The sequence below is a fragment of the Chryseoglobus sp. 28M-23 genome (assembly GCF_014789785.1).
GTDB lineage: Bacteria > Actinomycetota > Actinomycetes > Actinomycetales > Microbacteriaceae > Microcella > Microcella indica.
Genome location: NZ_CP061846.1, coordinates 2,369,834 through 2,388,316, shown reverse-complemented (window position 1 = coordinate 2,388,316; position 18,483 = coordinate 2,369,834). Strand labels below are relative to the sequence as shown.

At 63.9% G+C, this 18,483-nt stretch carries 15 protein-coding genes and 3 tRNA genes; 9 read left to right on the top strand and 9 right to left on the bottom strand.

What is annotated here, in order from left to right:
- The first annotated feature begins 81 nt into the window (after positions 1-81).
- The 3 genes from IE160_RS11630 to drmB are packed head-to-tail and all read left to right on the top strand — an operon-like array spanning position 82 to position 7,111.
- The gene (locus tag IE160_RS11630; RefSeq protein ID WP_255508227.1) at positions 82-1,689 is read left to right on the top strand and encodes a nuclease-related domain-containing DEAD/DEAH box helicase; all 1,608 of its coding nucleotides are present in this window, start codon (positions 82-84) and stop codon (positions 1,687-1,689) included.
- Positions 1,686-5,189, top strand: coding sequence for a helicase-related protein (locus IE160_RS11625; RefSeq protein WP_191151193.1), 3,504 nt, complete (start codon positions 1,686-1,688; stop codon positions 5,187-5,189). Before IE160_RS11630 ends, IE160_RS11625 begins: the two co-directional genes overlap by 4 nt.
- Positions 5,186-7,111: an MrfA Zn-binding domain-containing protein gene (gene drmB, locus IE160_RS11620; protein WP_191151192.1), complete on the top strand. Its 1,926-nt coding sequence runs from the start codon at positions 5,186-5,188 to the stop codon at positions 7,109-7,111. Before IE160_RS11625 ends, drmB begins: the two co-directional genes overlap by 4 nt.
- A gap of 132 nt (positions 7,112-7,243) precedes the next feature.
- Here the strand turns inward: drmB and IE160_RS11615 are convergent, their stop codons facing one another.
- Both IE160_RS11615 and IE160_RS12620 read right to left on the bottom strand, forming a co-directional pair.
- Positions 7,244-7,546 (bottom strand): hypothetical protein, encoded by a 303-nt coding sequence (locus IE160_RS11615; protein WP_191151191.1) that lies wholly within the window; start codon positions 7,544-7,546, stop codon positions 7,244-7,246.
- A 12-nt stretch (positions 7,547-7,558) separates the two neighbouring features.
- The gene (locus IE160_RS12620) at positions 7,559-7,972 is read right to left on the bottom strand and encodes a hypothetical protein (RefSeq protein ID WP_224744644.1); all 414 of its coding nucleotides are present in this window, start codon (positions 7,970-7,972) and stop codon (positions 7,559-7,561) included.
- On the opposite strand from IE160_RS12620, the gene IE160_RS12780 reads away from it, so the two are divergent.
- Both IE160_RS12780 and IE160_RS12775 read left to right on the top strand, forming a co-directional pair.
- The gene (locus tag IE160_RS12780; RefSeq protein WP_349815727.1) at positions 7,868-8,200 is read left to right on the top strand and encodes a tyrosine-type recombinase/integrase; all 333 of its coding nucleotides are present in this window, start codon (positions 7,868-7,870) and stop codon (positions 8,198-8,200) included. The genes IE160_RS12620 and IE160_RS12780 overlap by 105 nt on opposite strands.
- A 147-nt stretch (positions 8,201-8,347) precedes the next feature.
- Complete coding sequence (locus IE160_RS12775; RefSeq protein ID WP_349815718.1) at positions 8,348-9,265, top strand: replication initiator; 918 nt, start codon at positions 8,348-8,350, stop codon at positions 9,263-9,265.
- A 9-nt stretch (positions 9,266-9,274) separates the two neighbouring features.
- Here the strand turns inward: IE160_RS12775 and IE160_RS11600 are convergent, their stop codons facing one another.
- Complete coding sequence (locus IE160_RS11600; RefSeq protein WP_191151187.1) at positions 9,275-10,522, bottom strand: IS256 family transposase; 1,248 nt, start codon at positions 10,520-10,522, stop codon at positions 9,275-9,277.
- Positions 10,523-11,077: 555 nt separating this feature from the next.
- Entirely contained in the window at positions 11,078-12,379 is a 1,302-nt protein-coding gene (locus tag IE160_RS11595) for a hypothetical protein (RefSeq protein ID WP_191151188.1), read from the bottom strand.
- Between the two features lie 51 nt (positions 12,380-12,430).
- Here IE160_RS11595 and IE160_RS11590 point away from each other — a divergent pair, with 51 nt between their 5' ends.
- Positions 12,431-13,678 (top strand): IS256 family transposase, encoded by a 1,248-nt coding sequence (locus tag IE160_RS11590; RefSeq protein ID WP_191151187.1) that lies wholly within the window; start codon positions 12,431-12,433, stop codon positions 13,676-13,678.
- A gap of 86 nt (positions 13,679-13,764) precedes the next feature.
- Positions 13,765-14,280: a hypothetical protein gene (locus IE160_RS11585; RefSeq protein ID WP_191151186.1), complete on the top strand. Its 516-nt coding sequence runs from the start codon at positions 13,765-13,767 to the stop codon at positions 14,278-14,280.
- Positions 14,281-14,322: 42 nt separating this feature from the next.
- Here the strand turns inward: IE160_RS11585 and IE160_RS11580 are convergent, their stop codons facing one another.
- On the bottom strand, positions 14,323-14,865 hold the full coding sequence (locus tag IE160_RS11580; RefSeq protein WP_191151185.1) for a hypothetical protein: 543 nt from the start codon (positions 14,863-14,865) through the stop codon (positions 14,323-14,325).
- Positions 14,862-15,293, bottom strand: coding sequence for a helix-turn-helix domain-containing protein (locus tag IE160_RS11575; protein WP_191151184.1), 432 nt, complete (start codon positions 15,291-15,293; stop codon positions 14,862-14,864). Before IE160_RS11575 ends, IE160_RS11580 begins: the two co-directional genes overlap by 4 nt.
- Positions 15,294-15,459: 166 nt before the next feature.
- Between IE160_RS11575 and IE160_RS11570 the strand changes: the two genes are divergently transcribed.
- The gene (locus tag IE160_RS11570) at positions 15,460-16,401 is read left to right on the top strand and encodes a tyrosine-type recombinase/integrase (protein WP_191151183.1); all 942 of its coding nucleotides are present in this window, start codon (positions 15,460-15,462) and stop codon (positions 16,399-16,401) included.
- Here the strand turns inward: IE160_RS11570 and IE160_RS11565 are convergent.
- From IE160_RS11565 to IE160_RS11555, 3 genes are all read right to left on the bottom strand, one after another.
- Positions 16,402-16,477 (bottom strand) — tRNA-Phe (locus tag IE160_RS11565).
- Positions 16,478-16,552: 75 nt separating this feature from the next.
- Positions 16,553-16,626 (bottom strand) — tRNA-Asp (locus IE160_RS11560).
- 30 nt (positions 16,627-16,656) lie between these two features.
- A tRNA-Glu gene (locus IE160_RS11555) sits at positions 16,657-16,729 on the bottom strand.
- 171 nt (positions 16,730-16,900) lie between these two features.
- Between IE160_RS11555 and IE160_RS11550 the strand changes: the two genes are divergently transcribed.
- Positions 16,901-18,145: an integrase catalytic domain-containing protein gene (locus tag IE160_RS11550; RefSeq protein ID WP_191150778.1), complete on the top strand. Its 1,245-nt coding sequence runs from the start codon at positions 16,901-16,903 to the stop codon at positions 18,143-18,145.
- Positions 18,146-18,483: the final 338 nt, after the last annotated feature.

Genomic DNA, 18,483 nt, shown 5'->3' with positions numbered 1-18,483 from the left:
TATTGCGCCGAGTCCGCGCCTCCGGGGGAGAAAGCCGTCTTCGCGGTGCTGCGAGATGTAGCTGGGACTGAGCACTGGACCGTGCTGCACTCACTGGGGATCGCGCAGCATGAGCGACAAGTCGAAGGCGAGGCGGACTTCGTCATCGTCGCGCCCAACGCTGGGCTGCTGGTGATCGAGGTGAAGTCGCATCTGTCCGTCGCGCGTAGCTCCGATGGCACCTGGCGCCTCGGTCAGGATCCTCCGACAGCGCGAGGACCCTTTCAGCAGGCAAAGGAGGCGATGCACAGCATCCGGGGCTATCTGCTGAGCAAACGGGTCGAGCTGCGGGATGTCCCGATCTTGCACGCCGTGTGGTTCACGGGAGTGCGTGCGCGAGCGACGCTGCCCGACTCACCGGAGTGGCACTCGTGGCAGGTGCTCGATTCGAGCGATCTTCCGAGCCCAGCTCAAGCGGTTGAACGAGTCATTAGAGAGGGAGCGCAGCACCTCGCCTCCACGATCAAGCACTTCGGTTTTGGGGGATTCGGCCCGGGTCAGGCCACCGCTGAACGGATCGTTGCCACGCTTCGACCGCGGTTCGAGGTTGTGATGACTGCCGGGGACCGCCGACAAGCGCGAGAGGGTCAGCTCGCACAGTTCATCGAGGAGCAATACCGCGCACTGGACTCAGCCGCCGACAACAGAGCCGTCTTGTTTACGGGTCCTGCCGGAACGGGCAAGACTTTCCTCGCCGCCGAGTCGGCTCAGCGGGAGGTCGCCCAGGGACGAACGGGGCGGCTTCTATGCTTCAACCGAATGCTTGGGCACGGTCTCCGTGAGAAACTCTCGGACGCCGCGGGGCTCCGCGTGGGCACATTGCACCAAGAGATGCTGCGACTCGCCGGGATGAGCGGCCCGCCGACAGACGCCGATAGCGACTTTTGGGAGCGCGTACTGCCTGAGCTGGCTCTTGAGGGTCTTGCGGAGTCCAGTGCGGACGAGGTCGGAGATTTCCTCATCGTCGATGAGATTCAGGACATCTCGACCGACACATACCTCGACTTCCTCGATCTGCTTGTCAAGGGCGGGCTACGCGACGGTCGTGTGCTCATGTTCGGTGACTTTGAACGACAGGCGATCTATGGCAGAGAGGGCGCACGCGAGGTGCTTCGTTCGCGAGCGCCGCATCTGGCGTCGTTCCGACTGTCAGAGAACTGCCGGAACCTCCCCCGCATCGGGTATCAGGTGAATCTCTTCGGTCATCTCGCTCCCGGGTTCAAGGACTTTCGCCGATCCGACGACGGCATCGATCCGACGATTATCAAGTACGCCCGAGGCGACGTCCAGGCCGCCTTGCTGCGGAAGGCAGTTAGCGACCTGCGCGACGACGGCTTCGATTTGACCGAGATCGTCGTGCTCAGCCCGCTCGGCAGCGACTCTGTCGCCGCGAGCACGTCCGAGCCTTGGCTTCGCCAAGTGTTGATTCCGGCTGACGGATCGAAACCGACCAAGGGGCGGCTGCGGTACTGCACCATTCACTCGTTCAAGGGAGTGGATGCGCCGGCCGTCATCGTTACCGACCTCGACGACTCAGGTGGGCCGAACTTTGATGCGCTCATCTACGTCGGGCTGACTCGTGGGACGGATCGTCTGATCGCCCTGGTAGAAACGAAGACACTGCGACGCATGATGGGAGGTGACGTGTGAGTGGTCTAGAGGCTCGTGACACGGTCGAGGCAGCGCTGCGGCGCGAACTCTTCGGCCCGGTAGATGGTGACCCGCTGCGTGGACAGCCGCTGACGATCAATTCAGGGGTCGTGCACTTCGAGACGACGGAAGCCTCTCGCGGCCAGTTCCACGATGCAGAAACCGGCGAAGAGATTCTTACGAGCGGCACCCCACTCAAGCGCTACGGCGTCGGAGTCTTGTTCGCGGGCGCCACTGTCGGTGGGTCGCCGGTCGAGCGCGCCGAAGACGGCAGCGCTGAAGACCTTGATGGGGTCACCGGTATTGCAGTATCCGAGGATGACTTGATCGGGCCGCCCGTCGAGATTCAGGGCTACGTCCGTCACGATGTCGCCGACTCGGACGACTTTGATCTCACCGATGCCAATACGTTCAAGCCGTCAGCGATGGCTGTCTCGCTTGAGGCCCGCATGGCGGAGACGGGTTCCCTCATAGTTGAGGTAGTCGGCGCGAGATACGAGAAGTTGACGGTGCACATCCCGGGTGTCGCTAAGCCGGTTGAGTGGTGGGCAAGGCGTCCCTTCCGGGCTGTCGGCAACGTTTCGGGTCGAACCGTTCTCCAGGAGACGAGTCGGCTCAAGATTATTGACGTCGTGCCTCCGACCGGCGAAGGTTCGATCCCGCTGGCGGTGCGAGTGTTTAGTCGACCGGTCCCTGGCACTGACGACCCCGCCCTCAGGATTATCACCGTTGCAGTCGTCAATGATGCTCCCGGCTCGGGCCCTTCAGCGGCCGTCTTCCAGGTCGGCTTCAAGGTGTCAACGGCAGCTGGAGCTGAGATCGTCCCGTACCCGGAGGTTGAGCTCCCCGACCGAGACGAGGAGGGGCAATCCCTCGACCTCCTCTATCGGAACCAGCGCACCTTTGCGATCGGACATGGCTGTGCGGCTGAGTGGGGAGCGGTCGGCGCCGATGGGGGCGTGCCATTCGTACAGGCCACAGCGCTGCCGGCATATGAAGTGGTCAGTCTGTCCCCGAACGTGTACCTGACTGATGACCGCGGGACTCCGATCGTCGATGCCGAGGGTCGGCGACAGCCGGTTGCCGTCAGCATGGATGCTTTGGCGCGCGGCGGCGACGACGGCGCCGCTCAGGTTGAGCTTGTCCTCAGTCAGTACGAGAAGTGGATCGATCGGCGCGAGGCCGAGATCCCCGAGTTGCTATTGCGGTACCAGGAAGCTGCGAGGGAGCATATGCGTCGGGCTCGATCGGCGCTGGCGAGAATGCGAACTGGCTGGAGCCTAGTCGCAACGAGCGACTTGGCTGCACGAGCATTTCGCTGGGCAAACGAGGCGATGCTGCTCCAGCAGGTTCGATCGAGTTTTGACCTGCGCGAGGTCAAGCAAAGCCGTGATGGACGTTGGCGAGTTGAGGGGGCGCACCCCACGTCCGATGTCCCGGCTGGCCGCGGATATTGGCGCCCATTCCAAATTGCTTTCCTACTTGCAGTCCTGCCAGAGCTGGTTGAACCAGCACGTCAGACTCGTGGCGACGTCGATCTAATCTTCTTCCCCACCGGCGGCGGCAAGACCGAGGCATATCTCGGTGCTGCTGCGGTCAGCCTGCTCGCCCGGCGGCTTCGTGACCCCGGCGACGCCGGGACAGACACGCTCATGCGATACACCCTGCGTCTCCTCACCGCGCAGCAGTTCCTCCGCGCGGCCTCGCTGGTCTGCGTCCTCGAAGACATCAGGGAACAGAACTCAGATGCCTTGGGTGCTGCTCCCTTTGGGATCGGGATTTGGCTCGGGGGCAGCTCGACGCCAAATACCTGGGACGCGGCGCTCAAGAACCTTCGGGCACTGCGCCGACGGCCGCACGAGCAGAACCTCTTCCTCCTGCTACGGTGCCCCTGGTGCGGTGCACAGATGGGCCCTCAGCCGAAGAAGGGCGGTGGACAGGAGCCGATCGGCTATGAGGAAGCAGCGGGTAAGGTCGTGCTCCGTTGCCTCGACGACCAGTGCAAGTACTCTCGTCGTGCCGGCCTGCCGGTCCATGTCGTCGACGACGACATCTACGAAGTGCGACCGTCGATCGTCATCGGGACCGTCGACAAGTTCGCGATGATGGCGTGGCGACCGCGGGCGCGGAATCTCTTTGGTCTGGATGCAAGCGGCGCGCGGGAAGTGTCTCCACCCAGCCTGATCATTCAGGACGAGCTGCACCTCATCTCCGGCCCGCTTGGCTCGATGGTCGGTCTCTACGAGCCAGTGATCGACGAACTCTGCACTGATCGTCGCGGCGCAAGCCCTGTGCTACCCAAGATCATCGCCTCCACCGCGACGGTCAGGCGTTACGAGGACCAGATCAAAGGACTGTTCGGCAGGGAGACCGTCGCGCTCTTCCCACCGCACGGCCTTGAGGAAGGCCGCTCCTTCTTTGCCGAGCCAGCGACTTCCGTTGATGGCACCCCGGAGCCAGGGCGCCGCTATATCGGGGTGATGAGCGCATCGCTTGGCTCCACCCAGACCGTTCAGGTCCGTGTCGCTGCCGCAACCCTCCAGGCCGCAGTCGACATCCCGGAGGAGGACCGGGACGGCTACTGGACGAACGTCAACTTCCTCAACTCGCTTCGAGAGCTCGGAAACACAGTCTCGCTCGTTCAGTCCGACATCCCGGACTATCTCACCGGACTCCGGCGGCGAGACGGGATTGAGCCCCGCTGGCCGCATCGGACGATGGAGCTCACATCGCGGCGTCGTTCAGACGAGATTCCAAAGGCGATCGAGCAGCTTCAGGTGAAGTACGCCGTTGGCAAGGAGCGCCAGGAGGCGTTCGACATCTGCCTGGCGTCGAACATCATCGAGGTAGGTGTGGACATCGATCGACTCGCCCTGATGACGATCGTCGGCCAGCCGAAGACCACGGCCCAGTACATCCAGGTGAGCGGTCGAGTCGGCCGGAAACCGGAAGTCAGCCCTGGACTGGTTGTCACCATCTACGGGGCTGCAAAGCCGCGCGATCGCAGCCACTACGAGCGTTTCCGCACCTACCATCAGCAGCTTTACGCGCAGGTGGAGCCGACTTCCGTCACCCCATTCGCCATGCCCGTTCTTCGCCGGGCTCTCCACGCGGCGGCGGTCGCCTATGTTCGGCAGACCTCGCCGGAGACGCTTCGACCTGACCCGTTCCCTTCGTCTGCCTTCGACGAGGCCATTCGGTTGCTGCGGGAGCGAGCAGAGATCGCGGAGCCGGACGAGGTTCCGGTCCTCGATCGCTTGGCGCGCGATCGCGCCCGGCAGTGGGGAGGGTGGGAGCGAACCGAGTGGGATGCGAACCCTGCTCCCTTCGGTGACCCGTTGCAAGGACTCATGCGGTTCGCAGGAACACTCCCTGATCTTGACCGCCGCGCGACGATCTGGGACGTGCCGACAAGTATGCGGAACGTCGATGCCGAATGCCGTCTTGAGATCAGTCAGGCGTACCTGTTCGAGGACACGGCAGCGGAGGAACCCGCATGAGTACCGGGGCGATGCGCCGAGCGCAACTGGTGACACCGTTCGGTGTTGGTGCCATGAGCGTGCTCGTAAACGGCACCTCCGTCATTACCGCGGGCCTTGACCACTGGTATGAAGTCGCCGATCAGAGCGCTTTAGCGATGGAGGAATACCAGGAGCACGATTGGCGGCTTGAGTCCCGGCTCAAGGTGTCCGAATTTCGGCTCCCCCCGGACTACAGGCCCTCGGCCCAGGGCAGTGACCTCCGGAACGTTCGGCTCACGGTTCCTGTGCTTCGCTTCCCGCGATGGTCGTTCTGTATCTACTGCAAGCGTCTGGACCTCAGCAAACTCACGATGAAGTCGCTCGTGGAGTGCCAGGACAAGGAGCATGCTGACAAGAAGTACAAGCCGAAGATGTCGCAGGTTCCGTTCGTGGCAATCTGCACCCGTGGGCACCTGGATGACTTTCCCTTCGACAAGTGGGTGCATCGGTCGGCCAACCCGTCATGCACAGGCACCCTGCGCCTCGTATCTCGCGGAGGCGGTGGACTCGAGGGACAGGTTGTCACCTGCGACATCTGCAAGAAGGAGCGCTCACTTCGTGGGGTCACGGAGGCGCGGCTAAAGAAGAACGGTGAAGAGCACACGAACTTGAGCGACCAACTCGTGTCGCCGGACGAGCCCTATTTGTGCGGTGGCGCTCGACCCTGGCTCGCGCAGCTCGATGGCGTGTGTGATCAGCCGATTCGTGGTGCCTTGCGCGCGGCAGGGAATGTCTACTTTCCTAAGGTGGAGTCCTCGATCTATCTCCCTCGGCGCGAAGGCGCTGTGAGTGAGGAGGTCCATCAGTTGCTTCGGCATCCTGCTGTGAGCACCACTTTCAACAACGTGTTCCAGTTGGGGCTTGATGAGGTGTCCGGCGGGCAGCTGCGGAGACTGCTGGAGCGGAACGTCCCACCCGAGCTCTTTGCTCCCATCTCTGACGAAGAGCTACTGGCGGCGTATCAGGATCAGTTCGGTATAGGCGAAAACAGCGGGGAGGAGCCAGCAGAGACTCCAGTCGACGCGGAGAGTCTTACGAGCGACGACATCTGGCGTCACCCCGAGTATGGGAAGATCCGCGAGACGCCGAAGGACGATTTCCTCGCGGCATCCGACCCGGGACTTCACGCCGATCTGGCAAGTTACCTCTCGCGGGTGAGGTCTGTGGACGTCCTTCGAGAGACGCGCGCGCTGCGCGGGTTCACTCGAGTGCGTGACGGAGAGCTGAAACTGACCGAGGGTAAGGCGATGCTAAGGCGAACCAGCCTGCCGCCTGCACAGGACTGGCTCCCGGCGTACGTCGTGAAGGGAGAAGGAATCTATATCGAGCTCGACGGCGCGAGGCTGGCGGCCTGGGAGGGGCGCGCGGAGGTTCAAGCCCGCGCCCAGCGAATCACCGACCACTACGGATCGGTCGCGAGCCAGCGCGGGCTACTGGGGCGCACAATCAGCCCGCGGTTCGTGCTGTTGCACACGGTGTCTCATCTGCTCATCAACGAGCTCATCTTTGCGTGTGGCTACAGCTCCGCATCGCTCCGAGAGCGCCTCTACGTATCCGAGTCGATCGACCGGCACATGTTCGGGGCGTTGATTTACACCGCTGCAGGTGACTCGGAAGGGACGATGGGCGGGCTCGTTCGTATGGCCCGCCCGGACAACCTGCGCCAAGTCTTTGCGTCTGCCCTGGCGGACGCCCACTGGTGCTCGACGGACCCGGTGTGCATGGACGCAGGAAAAAACGGTCAGGGGCCGGACTCGTGCAATCTCGCCGCGTGTCACGCCTGCGGCTTGCTCCCGGAGACGAGCTGCGAGGAGTTCAATCGGTTCTTGGACAGAGGGCTTGTGGTCGGCACACTCGACGACCCGAACCTCGGCTATTTCTCTGACGCGTTCACCGGCTGATACCGCTTCCGAAGGGTGCAACCGTGGCACCAGAATGGAACCGAACGCGGACGACGTGACCCTCCGAGAGACCCAGAAATACCGGCCAAAACGCATTTCGTGGGACCTGTGCGCGCGAGAGGCTGATCAAGTTCAAGTCCCTCCTCGTTGGCTACCCGGCCCGCCCGCGCCGTCCCGGTGGCAGTAGCCCGCGGTCGCGGACTTTGGTGACCCGCCTTGTGCCGTGGATAGCGCGACGCCGTTGATCTGCGCCATCGTCGCGCTCGGGTTGCGGTCGCCCTCCCTGGTGAGGCGGCCGTGCTGGAGGGCCACTAGCTCGAAGAAGTCGGGCGTCTTCTTCGGGTCGTCGAGCGGCTTGAGAAGGTCGCGCTCGCCGACTTTGTGGCCAGAGGGAAGGAAGATCTTGCCGCCGACGATTGTCTCTGTGCGCTTCATGGCGAACAGGCGCTAGTTGATCGCGGCCTCGATGCGGGCGGTCGGCAGCTCGCGCAGGAGCTGGCTCGTGATGGGGTTGCCGGGTCGCCACGGCAGGTAGATGACGCCGGTGATGCGCACCTCGTCGGGGATGGCGAACATCTGCCGCTGGAGCCGGATCATGACTCGGGTGTGCGTCTCGGTGTGCTCGATGTAGCGCCAGCGGCCGTCGACAGTCTCGTTCTCGTCGGACGCTGCCTGCGACTGGCGCTGCTCATCGGTGACGAGCGTGTCGTCGTAGCCGAGGAGCCCGCTCGTGGCAAGAAGCCGGACGATGTCCTCCTGTCGGGGCCGGACGGTGGGCGGCTCACCAATCACAACGCGCGCCGCGCCGCCTACTGGGATGTGCTGCGGCCCGCGATCGGCCGGCCCGACCTGCGAATGCACGACCTCCGGCGCACCTTCGCCACGATCCTGTTCGACGCTGGGGCAAGCGCCCCGGACGTGCGGGCGACCCTCGGGCACTCCAGCCTCCAGGCCATCGAGCGCTACTCCCGAGCTAGAGAAGGTGTCGCGCTTCGCCCAGGTGCCGTGCTCGACCAGGCCCCGGTGGCGTCGGCAAAGGCGTCGGGCCGGGGCGCAAGGGGGAGCCCGGCCGTGGAAATGGTCCAATAATGGCCCGACTTCAGCGGAACTGGCGGAGGGGCGAGGCTTCAGGCCGCAAAGGGCCTGATCCGTCAAGCCTTTAGGTGGTGGCTCCGACGGGCGCCGATCCCGTGACCTCACGAGTTTCAGGCGAGGGCGTAATGCCGCGTTTCGCGCATGGCGACGCCGGAGGACACCCCTACTCAAGCCGATTCCACGCCTTCGGGCTGCATCCGTCCGTACCTGACGAAGTCGGGTCTGACGGTGCGTTGTCAGTCTCGCGTGCGGAGTCAGTGCGCCTCGTGCGCGGAGCTGTATCGCGGTGACTGGGCCGCGATTGCTCGCTCCGGTGTCTTCGATGGCCCGGTGCAGAACTATCGGTTCTACCTGTTGACGCTCACGGCTCCCTCGTTCGGTCGGGTGCATCGTGTGACGAAGGCTGAGGGAGCCAAAGTGCCTCGCTGCGGGTGCGGAGCGCGCCACTCGGTCACGGATGCGGACCTTCGGGGCGTACCGCTCGATGAATCCTCCTACGACTACGCGGGCCTCGTCGCGTGGAACCGGGACTCGGGGCTGCTCTGGGATCGCACACGGCGGCGGCTGCGGGACTACTGGCCTTCGGTCGAGTTCTTCGTCGTGCGGGAGTGGCAGGATCGTGGCGCGCTGCACCTTCACACGCTCGTTCGGATCGCACGCAGTGAGGCGCCGCGTCCTGGCCTGCTGGGTGAGTCTGCTCGCACGGCTACGGCATTCTCGAAGGTCGATGGGGCTTTCGTGGCGTGGGGCGAGCAGGGCGACTGTCAGGCGTTTCGAGCTGACGGCGACGGGGCAAAGACGATCTGGTATCTCTCGAAGGCGCTGAACTATGTGCTGAAGGATGCCGTCCGTGCGTCCGGTGGCGGCTCCCGGTCGTGGGGCCACCTTGCGCGGCTGTCGACTGCGGCGCGCGTGATGCGGTGCTCGCGGAGCTGTGTGCCTCGCGACTGTCCGAGCCATACGCACACACGGTACGGAGCGCGAGGGCATGTTGTGAGTGCGTCACGGCGCACGAAGAATCGAACGGGGTCAAGTCCCTGGAAGTGGTGTAACGGCTGATCCTTCGCTTTATGCGCTGAGAGCGATGAAGGTGTCGGCGACCACCTCGTCTCCGTTGTTGGGCAGCACCCGCATGCGGGAGCGTGCCAGGACCTCCAGGCCCAAGTAGCGGCGCCCCTCTGCCCACTCATCGGTCTGCTCGGCCAGAACGCCGCCGACCAGGCGGATGACGCTGTCGCGGTTGGGGAAGATGCCCACGGAGTCGGTGCGGCGGCGGATCTCGCGGTTGAGGCGCTCGTTGGGATTGTTCGACCAGATCTGCGACCAGACATCTTTGGGGAACTCGGTGAAGGCGAGAATGTCGGCCCGAGCGGTATCGAGGTGCTCGGCGACCGCGGGGAGCTTCTCGGCGACGTAATCCAGGGTCCGATCGAACTGGGCGTGGACGTCGGAGGCGGTGGGCTGGTCATAGACGGAGTGCAGCATCGCCTTCACCGCCGGCCACATGCTCTTCGGGGTCACGCTCATCAGGTTCGCCGCGTAGTGGGTGCGGCAGCGTTGCCAGGTGGCGCCGGGCAGGTTCGCTGCGATCGCGTCCTTTAAGCCGGCGTGCGCGTCACTGGTGACGAGCTGCACGCCGGTGAGGCCGCGGGCGACGAGGTCGGCGAAGAACGCATTCCACGCCGACCCGGTCTCGCTCGTGGCCGTCTGCAGGCCGAGGACTTCCCGGCGGCCGTCGCCGTTGACCCCGGTGGCGATCAGCACGACCGTGTTCACCACCCGGCCGCCCTCGCGAACCTTCATCGTGAGAGCGTCGGCAGCCACGAACGTGAACGGGCCCGCCTCAGCCAACGACCGATGTCGGAACTGGTTCACGTGCTCGTCGAGCTCGGCCGCCATCCGCGAGACCTGCGACTTCGATAGAGCGTGAATGCCGAGAGTCTTCACCAGCTTGTCCATCCGCCGGGTGCTCACCCCGGCGAGGTAGCAGTCGGCAATCACGGTGATCAGAGCCGCCTCGGAGCGCTTGCGACGCTCCAGCAGCCACTCCGGAAAGTAGGTGCCCGATCGTAGTTTCGGGATCGCGACATCGATCGTGCCGATGCGAGTGTCGAGGTCACGGTGCCGGTAGCCGTTGCGGTGCGTCACCCGATCAGGGCTGGGCTTGCCCCATTCGGCGCCGACCACAGCGTCGGCGTCAGCGGACAGCAGGGCGTTGATCATGGTCTGCAGCAGATGCCTCATCAAATCCGGCGAAGCCTCCGAGAGGGCTTCACCCAGAACGGTCGCAGGGTCGACAATGTGTGGAGCGGTCATCGTGTTGATGCCTTTCGAGTGGAGGTAAGAGACTTCTCGAAGCATCACACGGTGACCGCGTCCACGTCAGCAACGACGTGCGCGACCACCGTGCGTTACACCACTATGCGGGACTCCACTTCGAACGGGCTGGTCGTTCACGGGAATGACGCGCAAGCGCCAACGAGAGCTGCGGTCAGAGTGGGTAGCGGCTAGAGCTGCGCGGTCGGAGTCGGCGCCTGCAGAGTGGGCGGTCGCCGTCCTCGAGGCCGGTGCTGTGAGAACTGTTCGAGAGCTACGTTCTCGGGTCGATGTGATCCCGTAGCGTGCTCGGCACCTGGACGGGGTGGCTTCGTCGGGCGTGCGTCTTGCGCTGGCTCATGGAGTGGCTCGCGGATGCCTCCGACCGGAGGAGCCCCGCCAGGGGCCCGACGGCGGAGGCGCCGCGAGCTGGCTGAACGGCGTGAGTGGGTCACGGCGGGGTTCAGCGGTTAGTGGCGGTGGCTCCTGGGGCGGGTGCATCCGGCACGGGTGCGCTCGCGGCGCTGGGAGAGCCGGAGGCTCGGCGCGCGAGCGCTATCGAAGGTGCTCGAGTTGATCGGCCAAAAGTTCTAGACGATTGAACGTTGTTGGCTGCTGACCCAGAGCAACTTCAAGCTGCGCCAGCTCTGTCCCAGTCTGTTTTTCCGCGACAACATAATCTGCGTACGCTGCAGCCGCCGAAAGAAACATGAGGTCTGTCAGGTCGTTCGGCTTCCACCTGGTTGTCGCGCTGATGTGTCTTTGCGCCATCAACCGCGAGAAGCGGTTGACCATTGGTGTGGAACCGAGGATCTCCCGAATGGCCCCAATCGAGATGCCCGCGAGTCGTTCCGGCGTTTCGTCAAGTGCTTGAAGCGCCTCATTGATCGGTTGCAGATTGTCGATCCAAGTGAATACGAGCGCGTTTTGCTTCTTGACCTGATTGTTCTTTGGGCTCTGTGCCAGCGCGCTGGACAGGTCGCGTTGCCTTGCGACCCAGCCTTCGGGCTCGATTCGGTCCATTGCTTTTGGCTCGAGTAGCAGTTCGAGAGTGGCACTTGGCGAGGTCATTGCGAGGAGGAATAATCTCGGATCGTCTATGTCCATCGCGTGCGCATTCGTGTTGTCATCCAGTAGGGCGTTTGGCTCAAGCGTGACAACAGGGAGACTTGTTTCGATTGGGGCCTGTATGCCCAAGTACTTGGCAATTGATTGAGCCAACTCGTTGCGCCATATCTCGAGAGGGTGCCGAAACTGCCAGCCGCCCGCCAGCGAAGCCATGGCGACGCCTAGTTCATAGCGACGTTCGCCAGACAATGCACCCGTTTCGCGAAGATGGGCTGCCGATAGAGGCGTGATGATCTTTCCATCGTGAGCGAGTCGAGCGATTAATCGGGCGGCGGCGCGGAGTGATTCTGAGCGGATTCGCTCTGGGGCGGCGAACGCAGTAGCAATCGTGCTCCAGTGGTTCTGGTCGAGGTAAACAATAGGTCGCCCTCGGATCGGGTCTTCGGTGATTGGACTGTAGGCCTCGGCCACCAGTACGTGGCCGCGAACGGTGGTGTTGATGATCCACCACCTATCCCAGTCGAATACCGACGTGGCGATCTGGCTCGAAAGTGCGGCAAACTCCTCGCCGAGCGGGAGCTCACTTGAACTTCCGTCTTGAAGAACGACCCTGACAATCCCCGAGCTGCGATCGACGATGAAGTATCGAATCCACTCGCTTGATAGTGAAGGCCTGGTCATCCCAACCTCACAATCCTGGGGCAGGTAATGCCCACGAGTAGTGGAGTCCCGCATAGTGGTGTAACGCACGGTGGTCGCGCACGTCGTTGCTGACGTGGACGCGGTCACCGTGTGATGCTTCGAGAAGTCTCTTACCTCCACTCGAAAGGCATCAACACGATGACCGCTCCACACATTGTCGACCCTGCGACCGTTCTGGGTGAAGCCCTCTCGGAGGCTTCGCCGGATTTGATGAGGCATCTGCTGCAGACCATGATCAACGCCCTGCTGTCCGCTGACGCCGACGCTGTGGTCGGCGCCGAATGGGGCAAGCCCAGCCCTGATCGGGTGACGCACCGCAACGGCTACCGGCACCGTGACCTCGACACTCGCATCGGCACGATCGATGTCGCGATCCCGAAACTACGATCGGGCACCTACTTTCCGGAGTGGCTGCTGGAGCGTCGCAAGCGCTCCGAGGCGGCTCTGATCACCGTGATTGCCGACTGCTACCTCGCCGGGGTGAGCACCCGGCGGATGGACAAGCTGGTGAAGACTCTCGGCATTCACGCTCTATCGAAGTCGCAGGTCTCGCGGATGGCGGCCGAGCTCGACGAGCACGTGAACCAGTTCCGACATCGGTCGTTGGCTGAGGCGGGCCCGTTCACGTTCGTGGCTGCCGACGCTCTCACGATGAAGGTTCGCGAGGGCGGCCGGGTGGTGAACACGGTCGTGCTGATCGCCACCGGGGTCAACGGCGACGGCCGCCGGGAAGTCCTCGGCCTGCAGACGGCCACGAGCGAGACCGGGTCGGCGTGGAATGCGTTCTTCGCCGACCTCGTCGCCCGCGGCCTCACCGGCGTGCAGCTCGTCACCAGTGACGCGCACGCCGGCTTAAAGGACGCGATCGCAGCGAACCTGCCCGGCGCCACCTGGCAACGCTGCCGCACCCACTACGCGGCGAACCTGATGAGCGTGACCCCGAAGAGCATGTGGCCGGCGGTGAAGGCGATGCTGCACTCCGTCTATGACCAGCCCACCGCCTCCGACGTCCACGCCCAGTTCGATCGGACCCTGGATTACGTCGCCGAGAAGCTCCCCGCGGTCGCCGAGCACCTCGATACCGCTCGGGCCGACATTCTCGCCTTCACCGAGTTCCCCAAAGATGTCTGGTCGCAGATCTGGTCGAACAATCCCAACGAGCGCCTCAACCGCGAGATCCGCCGCCGCACCGACTCCGTGGGCATCTTCCCCAACCGCGACAGCGTCATCCGCCTGGTCGGCGGCGTTCTGGCCGAGCAGACCGATGAGTGGGCAGAGGGGCGCCGCTACTTGGGCCTGGAGGTCCTGGCACGCTCCCGCATGCGGGTGCTGCCCAACAACGGAGACGAGGTGGTCGCCGACACCTTCATCGCTCTCAGCGCATAAAGCGAAGGATCAGCCGTTACACCACTTCCAGGGACTTGACCCCACGAGTTTAGGCGAGTCGTGAAGCAAGCTCGTACACTGACCCCGTGAAGCCTGACGGAGTAGACCGATTCGCCCGGAACGCGCGCTGGGGAGCCTGGACCGTCCTTGGACTCGCAATCCTCCTGCTGGGGTTGGTCGTGGCATTCTGGGTGCTCGAAGAGTCTCGTTTCCAACAAGCGCAGTCAGATGCGGAAACGCTGACTGAGCTAGCGACTGCGGCAGACGAGGATGTCGAATTCGCGCAGGGTGAAGTGGACGCGCGAACGAACGCGCTTGCGAGCGCACGCAGCACGAGTACGGAGCTTGACGCAGTCATTCGGCTACAGGAAAACCTCGCTGAAGCTGAGACCGAGCTAGCTCAAGCGGAGGCGGTTCTCGCCACACTTTCTGCTTCCAGGCTGAGCGCGGAAGCCGAGGCCAACGGAATCCGATCTTCCGCGCCATTTAGGCTAGTCGCCAGCGTCAGCGCACTGCTCGCAGCTGGAATCATCTCCTTGGGATTCTGGTTGGTTGCATGGTTCGCGACTGCGATGAGAGAGCTTCCACGGCGCAGCGAATAGCGCCGAGCTGCCGTCTTGATCTTGTGGGGGAAATTTCGGGAGCTAGTAGCCGATGAGCAAAACGCCCTCAAAAGGCAAGTGCAATCGGTCTGAGGCGTATATCGCGGTCAACAGATCACGAGTCCGTGCGTAGGCATCTGTCTGGGTCTGGGCGTAGCGATAGGTGATCGGCAGCATGAGCACCATGAACCGCGCGTCCAGTAGAAGCGATGTGCGCACTATGTCGCGGTATTCCGCGTTTCCCATCGCGCCTCGACCCGCTTCGACCTCCACCGCGATTCCCAAATCGTCGTGGAACGCGTCGATCTCGTAATTCACGGAGGCCACGCCGTTCTCGCCGAAGAGAACCGGACGCCGAATCTTCTGGTCGGCCTTCTTCCCGCCCTCGACCGTGTAGCCAATCGCTTCAAGTGGTTCCCGAATGTATGCGAGAACCGTGTCACTCGTAAGTCGCTCAGCGTCCTCTGCTCTGACGGGCGCGGTTTCAATGCTCGGGCGAGCTGATGCCACCACTTCGACGAACTGATTGGCCCACTCGGGAGGGCGAGTGTTCCTAGGGAAGTAGCTCCAGCTCGGGAAGTTCATTCGGCGTTCCTGTAGTCCTCGATTTTCAGCGGGTGCTGTGCCCATCGGTTGATGGTGCTGGCGGCAACGCCGAGCTCTTGAGCCGCTTCTCGTTGTGAGTAGCCCATGCGTGTGAGTGCGAACTCGGCGGTCAGACGCTCCCAGCGGTCGTACTCGCGACGGAAGGTTCGCAACGCTCGCAGCACACTTCGGAATTGGCTACGCGTCTGAGCGTTGCTGTCCGAGATCTCGGAGGGTGTCATTTCCTCGTGCTCGTTCTTCATGTATTCGCCGGAAGGGTCGAGCAGGAATCGGGTGCTGATCCGAGCACCAGCCGCGTTAAGCCGGTCGGAGAGTTCGATCAGGCTCTCGCCGATCGCACGCAGGTCAACTTCATCGATCTGATTGACGGGGAGTCCCGACACTTCTTCTTCGCTGCTGCTCGACATAGGGCGAGGGTACCGATTCGCAGTGACGTTCGCGAACGCGAACACGAGTGCTAGCGTTCGCGTTCGCTAACACTGTGGTATCGTGATGGCGGTAGCGAACGCTAACGACCTCACCTAGGGAGTCTTGTTGCCATCCGTCGGGACGCTGTGGGATCGCTACCGCGTCGTGGTCTTCTCGAAGATTGCGCCGGGCACTCAGCGCGCTTACGCATACGCCTGGCGAATCCGCGTTGCCCCCTGGTTCGCGGATCGTGCGATCGACTCGATAACGACGCTCGACGTCGAAGAGGCCTTTGCCTCCTGGTCGGGTTCTGAGTCCACCCGCGCGGACGCGCTCGGCGCGTTGTCGGCGCTCTGCCGGGTAGCAGTGAAGGGCGGGCTGATTGCATCGAACCCTTGCATCGGGATCGACCCACGTCGCGGTCAGGCTCCCGACGTTGCGGCGCGCGCGCTGACACTGTTCGAGTATGAACGGCTGCTCGATGTGCTCCCGGCCTCGGGCCCATATCGCCGGTTCGTGCTCGCGATGGTCTACACGGGCTGTCGGCTCGGCGAGGTCGCGGGCCTCCGGGTCGGTGACATCGATTGGTCTGAGCGCACGATCAAGGTCAGCCGCACGGCCTCGCCGGGGTTCCAGGGTGAACTCGTGGTCGGCCCGACAAAGGGGCGCCGTACTCGGAGCGTTCCAGTCGTGGATCAGCTCGTGCCGATTCTTCGCGAGGCGGCGGAGAACAAGACCGAGCACGACTACCTGTTCACGGGGCCGCGCGGCGGCTTCATCAGCTCGAAGAATCTGAGTCGCGCGCTCGGCTGGCAGGCGATCCGCGATGAGGTCAAGACGTTCGGGCCGGGTGAGCCTGCGCTGCATTGGCATGATCTGCGGCATACGGCGGCAGTGTTCTTCTTCGAGGCGGGGCTACCGGCTCCCGATGTGCAGGCGATCCTCGGACACTCGTCGCTGCTGGTGACGCAGCTGTACGCGGATACGCGGCGGCTCGCCGCGAGACGGGCGGTGCCGGCGCTCTCGCAGTTCCTCGGCTCCCAGTCGAGAGGTCAACTTGGGGGAGGTGAGTCAGCGGCGAAAAGCGCCTCTGACCTGGAGATTTAGTGGTGGCTCCGACGGGCGTCGATCCCGTGACCTCACGATTTTCAGTCGTGCGCTCTACCAACTGAGCTACAGAGCCGTGCGGGTACATGACCCTAGCGAAAAAGCCCCACCTCGTACCGAGTGACTCGGTACTTCAGCGAGGCTCTCACCGCGACCCTGACCGGACTTGAACCGGCGACCTCCGCCGTGACAGGGCGGCGCGCTAACCAACTGCGCTACAGGGCCTTGCGTATTCAATTGTGTTCGGCTGCCGAGTGACCCCAACGGGATTCGAACCCGTGCTGCCGCCGTGAAAGGGCGGTGTCCTAGGCCGCTAAACGATGGGGCCGTGACCGGAAGGAACTCTGCAGCAACCGAGGCACAAGCATACGGGTCGACGGGCGCAAATGCCAAACGCCGACGTGCCTCACGAAGAATGCCCGCGAGTGGGTTCCCGTGCCTCAGATAAGAATGCCCGCGAATGGCGGGCATTATCCGAGGTATGGGAAGCAGGTTGTCGATGGCTGCGCGAGCAGAGATCACGGTGAAGTACGCCCGGGCGTATGCGAAGGCGTCGAAGAAGGACAAGGGCCGGCTGCTGGACGAGGTGGTCGCGGTCACCGGCTGGTCGCGGGATAACGCCCGTCGCAGGCTCGCGAAAGCCGCTCGACCCCGCCCTCGCACGGTGAGCAAGGCGCGGAAGCCTCGGGCTCGGAAGTACTCCTATGACGCGACGAAGACGCTGCAAAGGGTGTGGGCGTTCGCGGGATTCGAGTGCGGGAAGTACCTGGCCGCGGCGATGCCGGTCCTGCTGGACGCGTTGGAACGCCACGGCGAGCTCAGAGCCGGCCAGGCCCGCTACTCGCCCGAGGTGCGGGCCGAGCTGGAGGCGATGAGCCCGGCGACGATCGACCGCTACCTCGCCCCCGCGAGAGCGAAAGACCCACTCCGGGGCATCTCGACGACGAAGCCGTCGCCGCTGCTGCGCTCCTCGATCCAGGTCCGCAAAGCCGGCGACGAGGTCGAACAGTCCCCGGGGTTCTTCGAGGGCGACACCGTCGCGCACTGCGGTCCGACGCTGAAGGGCGAGTTCTGCCGGACGGTGAACCTCACCGACATGCGCACCGGGTGGGTGACGACCCGTTCCACCCGCAACAACGCGCACCTGAACGTGCTGGCCGCCCTCCAGCACGCCACCTCACAGGTTCCGTTCGAAGTCACCGGGCTCGACTTCGACAACGGCGGCGAGTTCATCAACCACGACGTCATCGGCTGGGCCGCCGAGCGGAAGATCTTCTTCACCCGCTCCCGCCCGTACAACAAGAACGACCAGGCCACCATCGAGTCCAAGAACAACCACCTCGTGCGCCGTTACGCGTTCTACTGGCGCTACGACACCCCGGAAGAACTGACCCTCCTGAACCAGCTCTGGCCGCTCGTGAACGACCGGCTGAACTTCTTCACCCCGACCAAGAAACCCACCGACTGGTCGACCGACGCCGCCGGACGCCGCAAGCGTCTCTACGACGCCCCGAAGACCCCGTTCGACCGTCTCCTGGCCGCCGGAGTCCTCTCCCCAGACCAAGCAGCCCAACTGCGCGACCGGCGCGACCGGATCAACCCCGCCGAACTCGCCCGCCGCATCCAATCCCTCCAAGACCGACTCACCGGCCTTGCCCGCGACCGCACCCTCGCACTCCAAGCCGAAGCCGCCACGCCTCTGCCCGACACCACCCGCGGCATCAAACTACGCCCCGCGAGCTGACCCCCGGCTTCGCGGGCATACTTAACTGGGGCACGGGAACCATTTCGCGGGCATTCCTACATGAGGCACCTCGAACGCGCGCGCGAGGCGTATTCGCCGCCGATCCGACCGGCCTCCCCGCCGCGCGGGGCAGCCCCGGTTAGCGTCGCACCAGGAACGCAGGGCGCGCCGGCGACGGAGCGCTCACCGCGCACGCCATCGCACCTCTAGTCGTGCGCGCAAACCGTTGGTAGTGTTGTCAATGGTGTTCGTGTGAAAGTTGTGACATAACGCACGAAGGCCGGAATGGGTTCGGGAACATGCGCGGTACACCACGGCACGGGGATGGCCACGGGAGT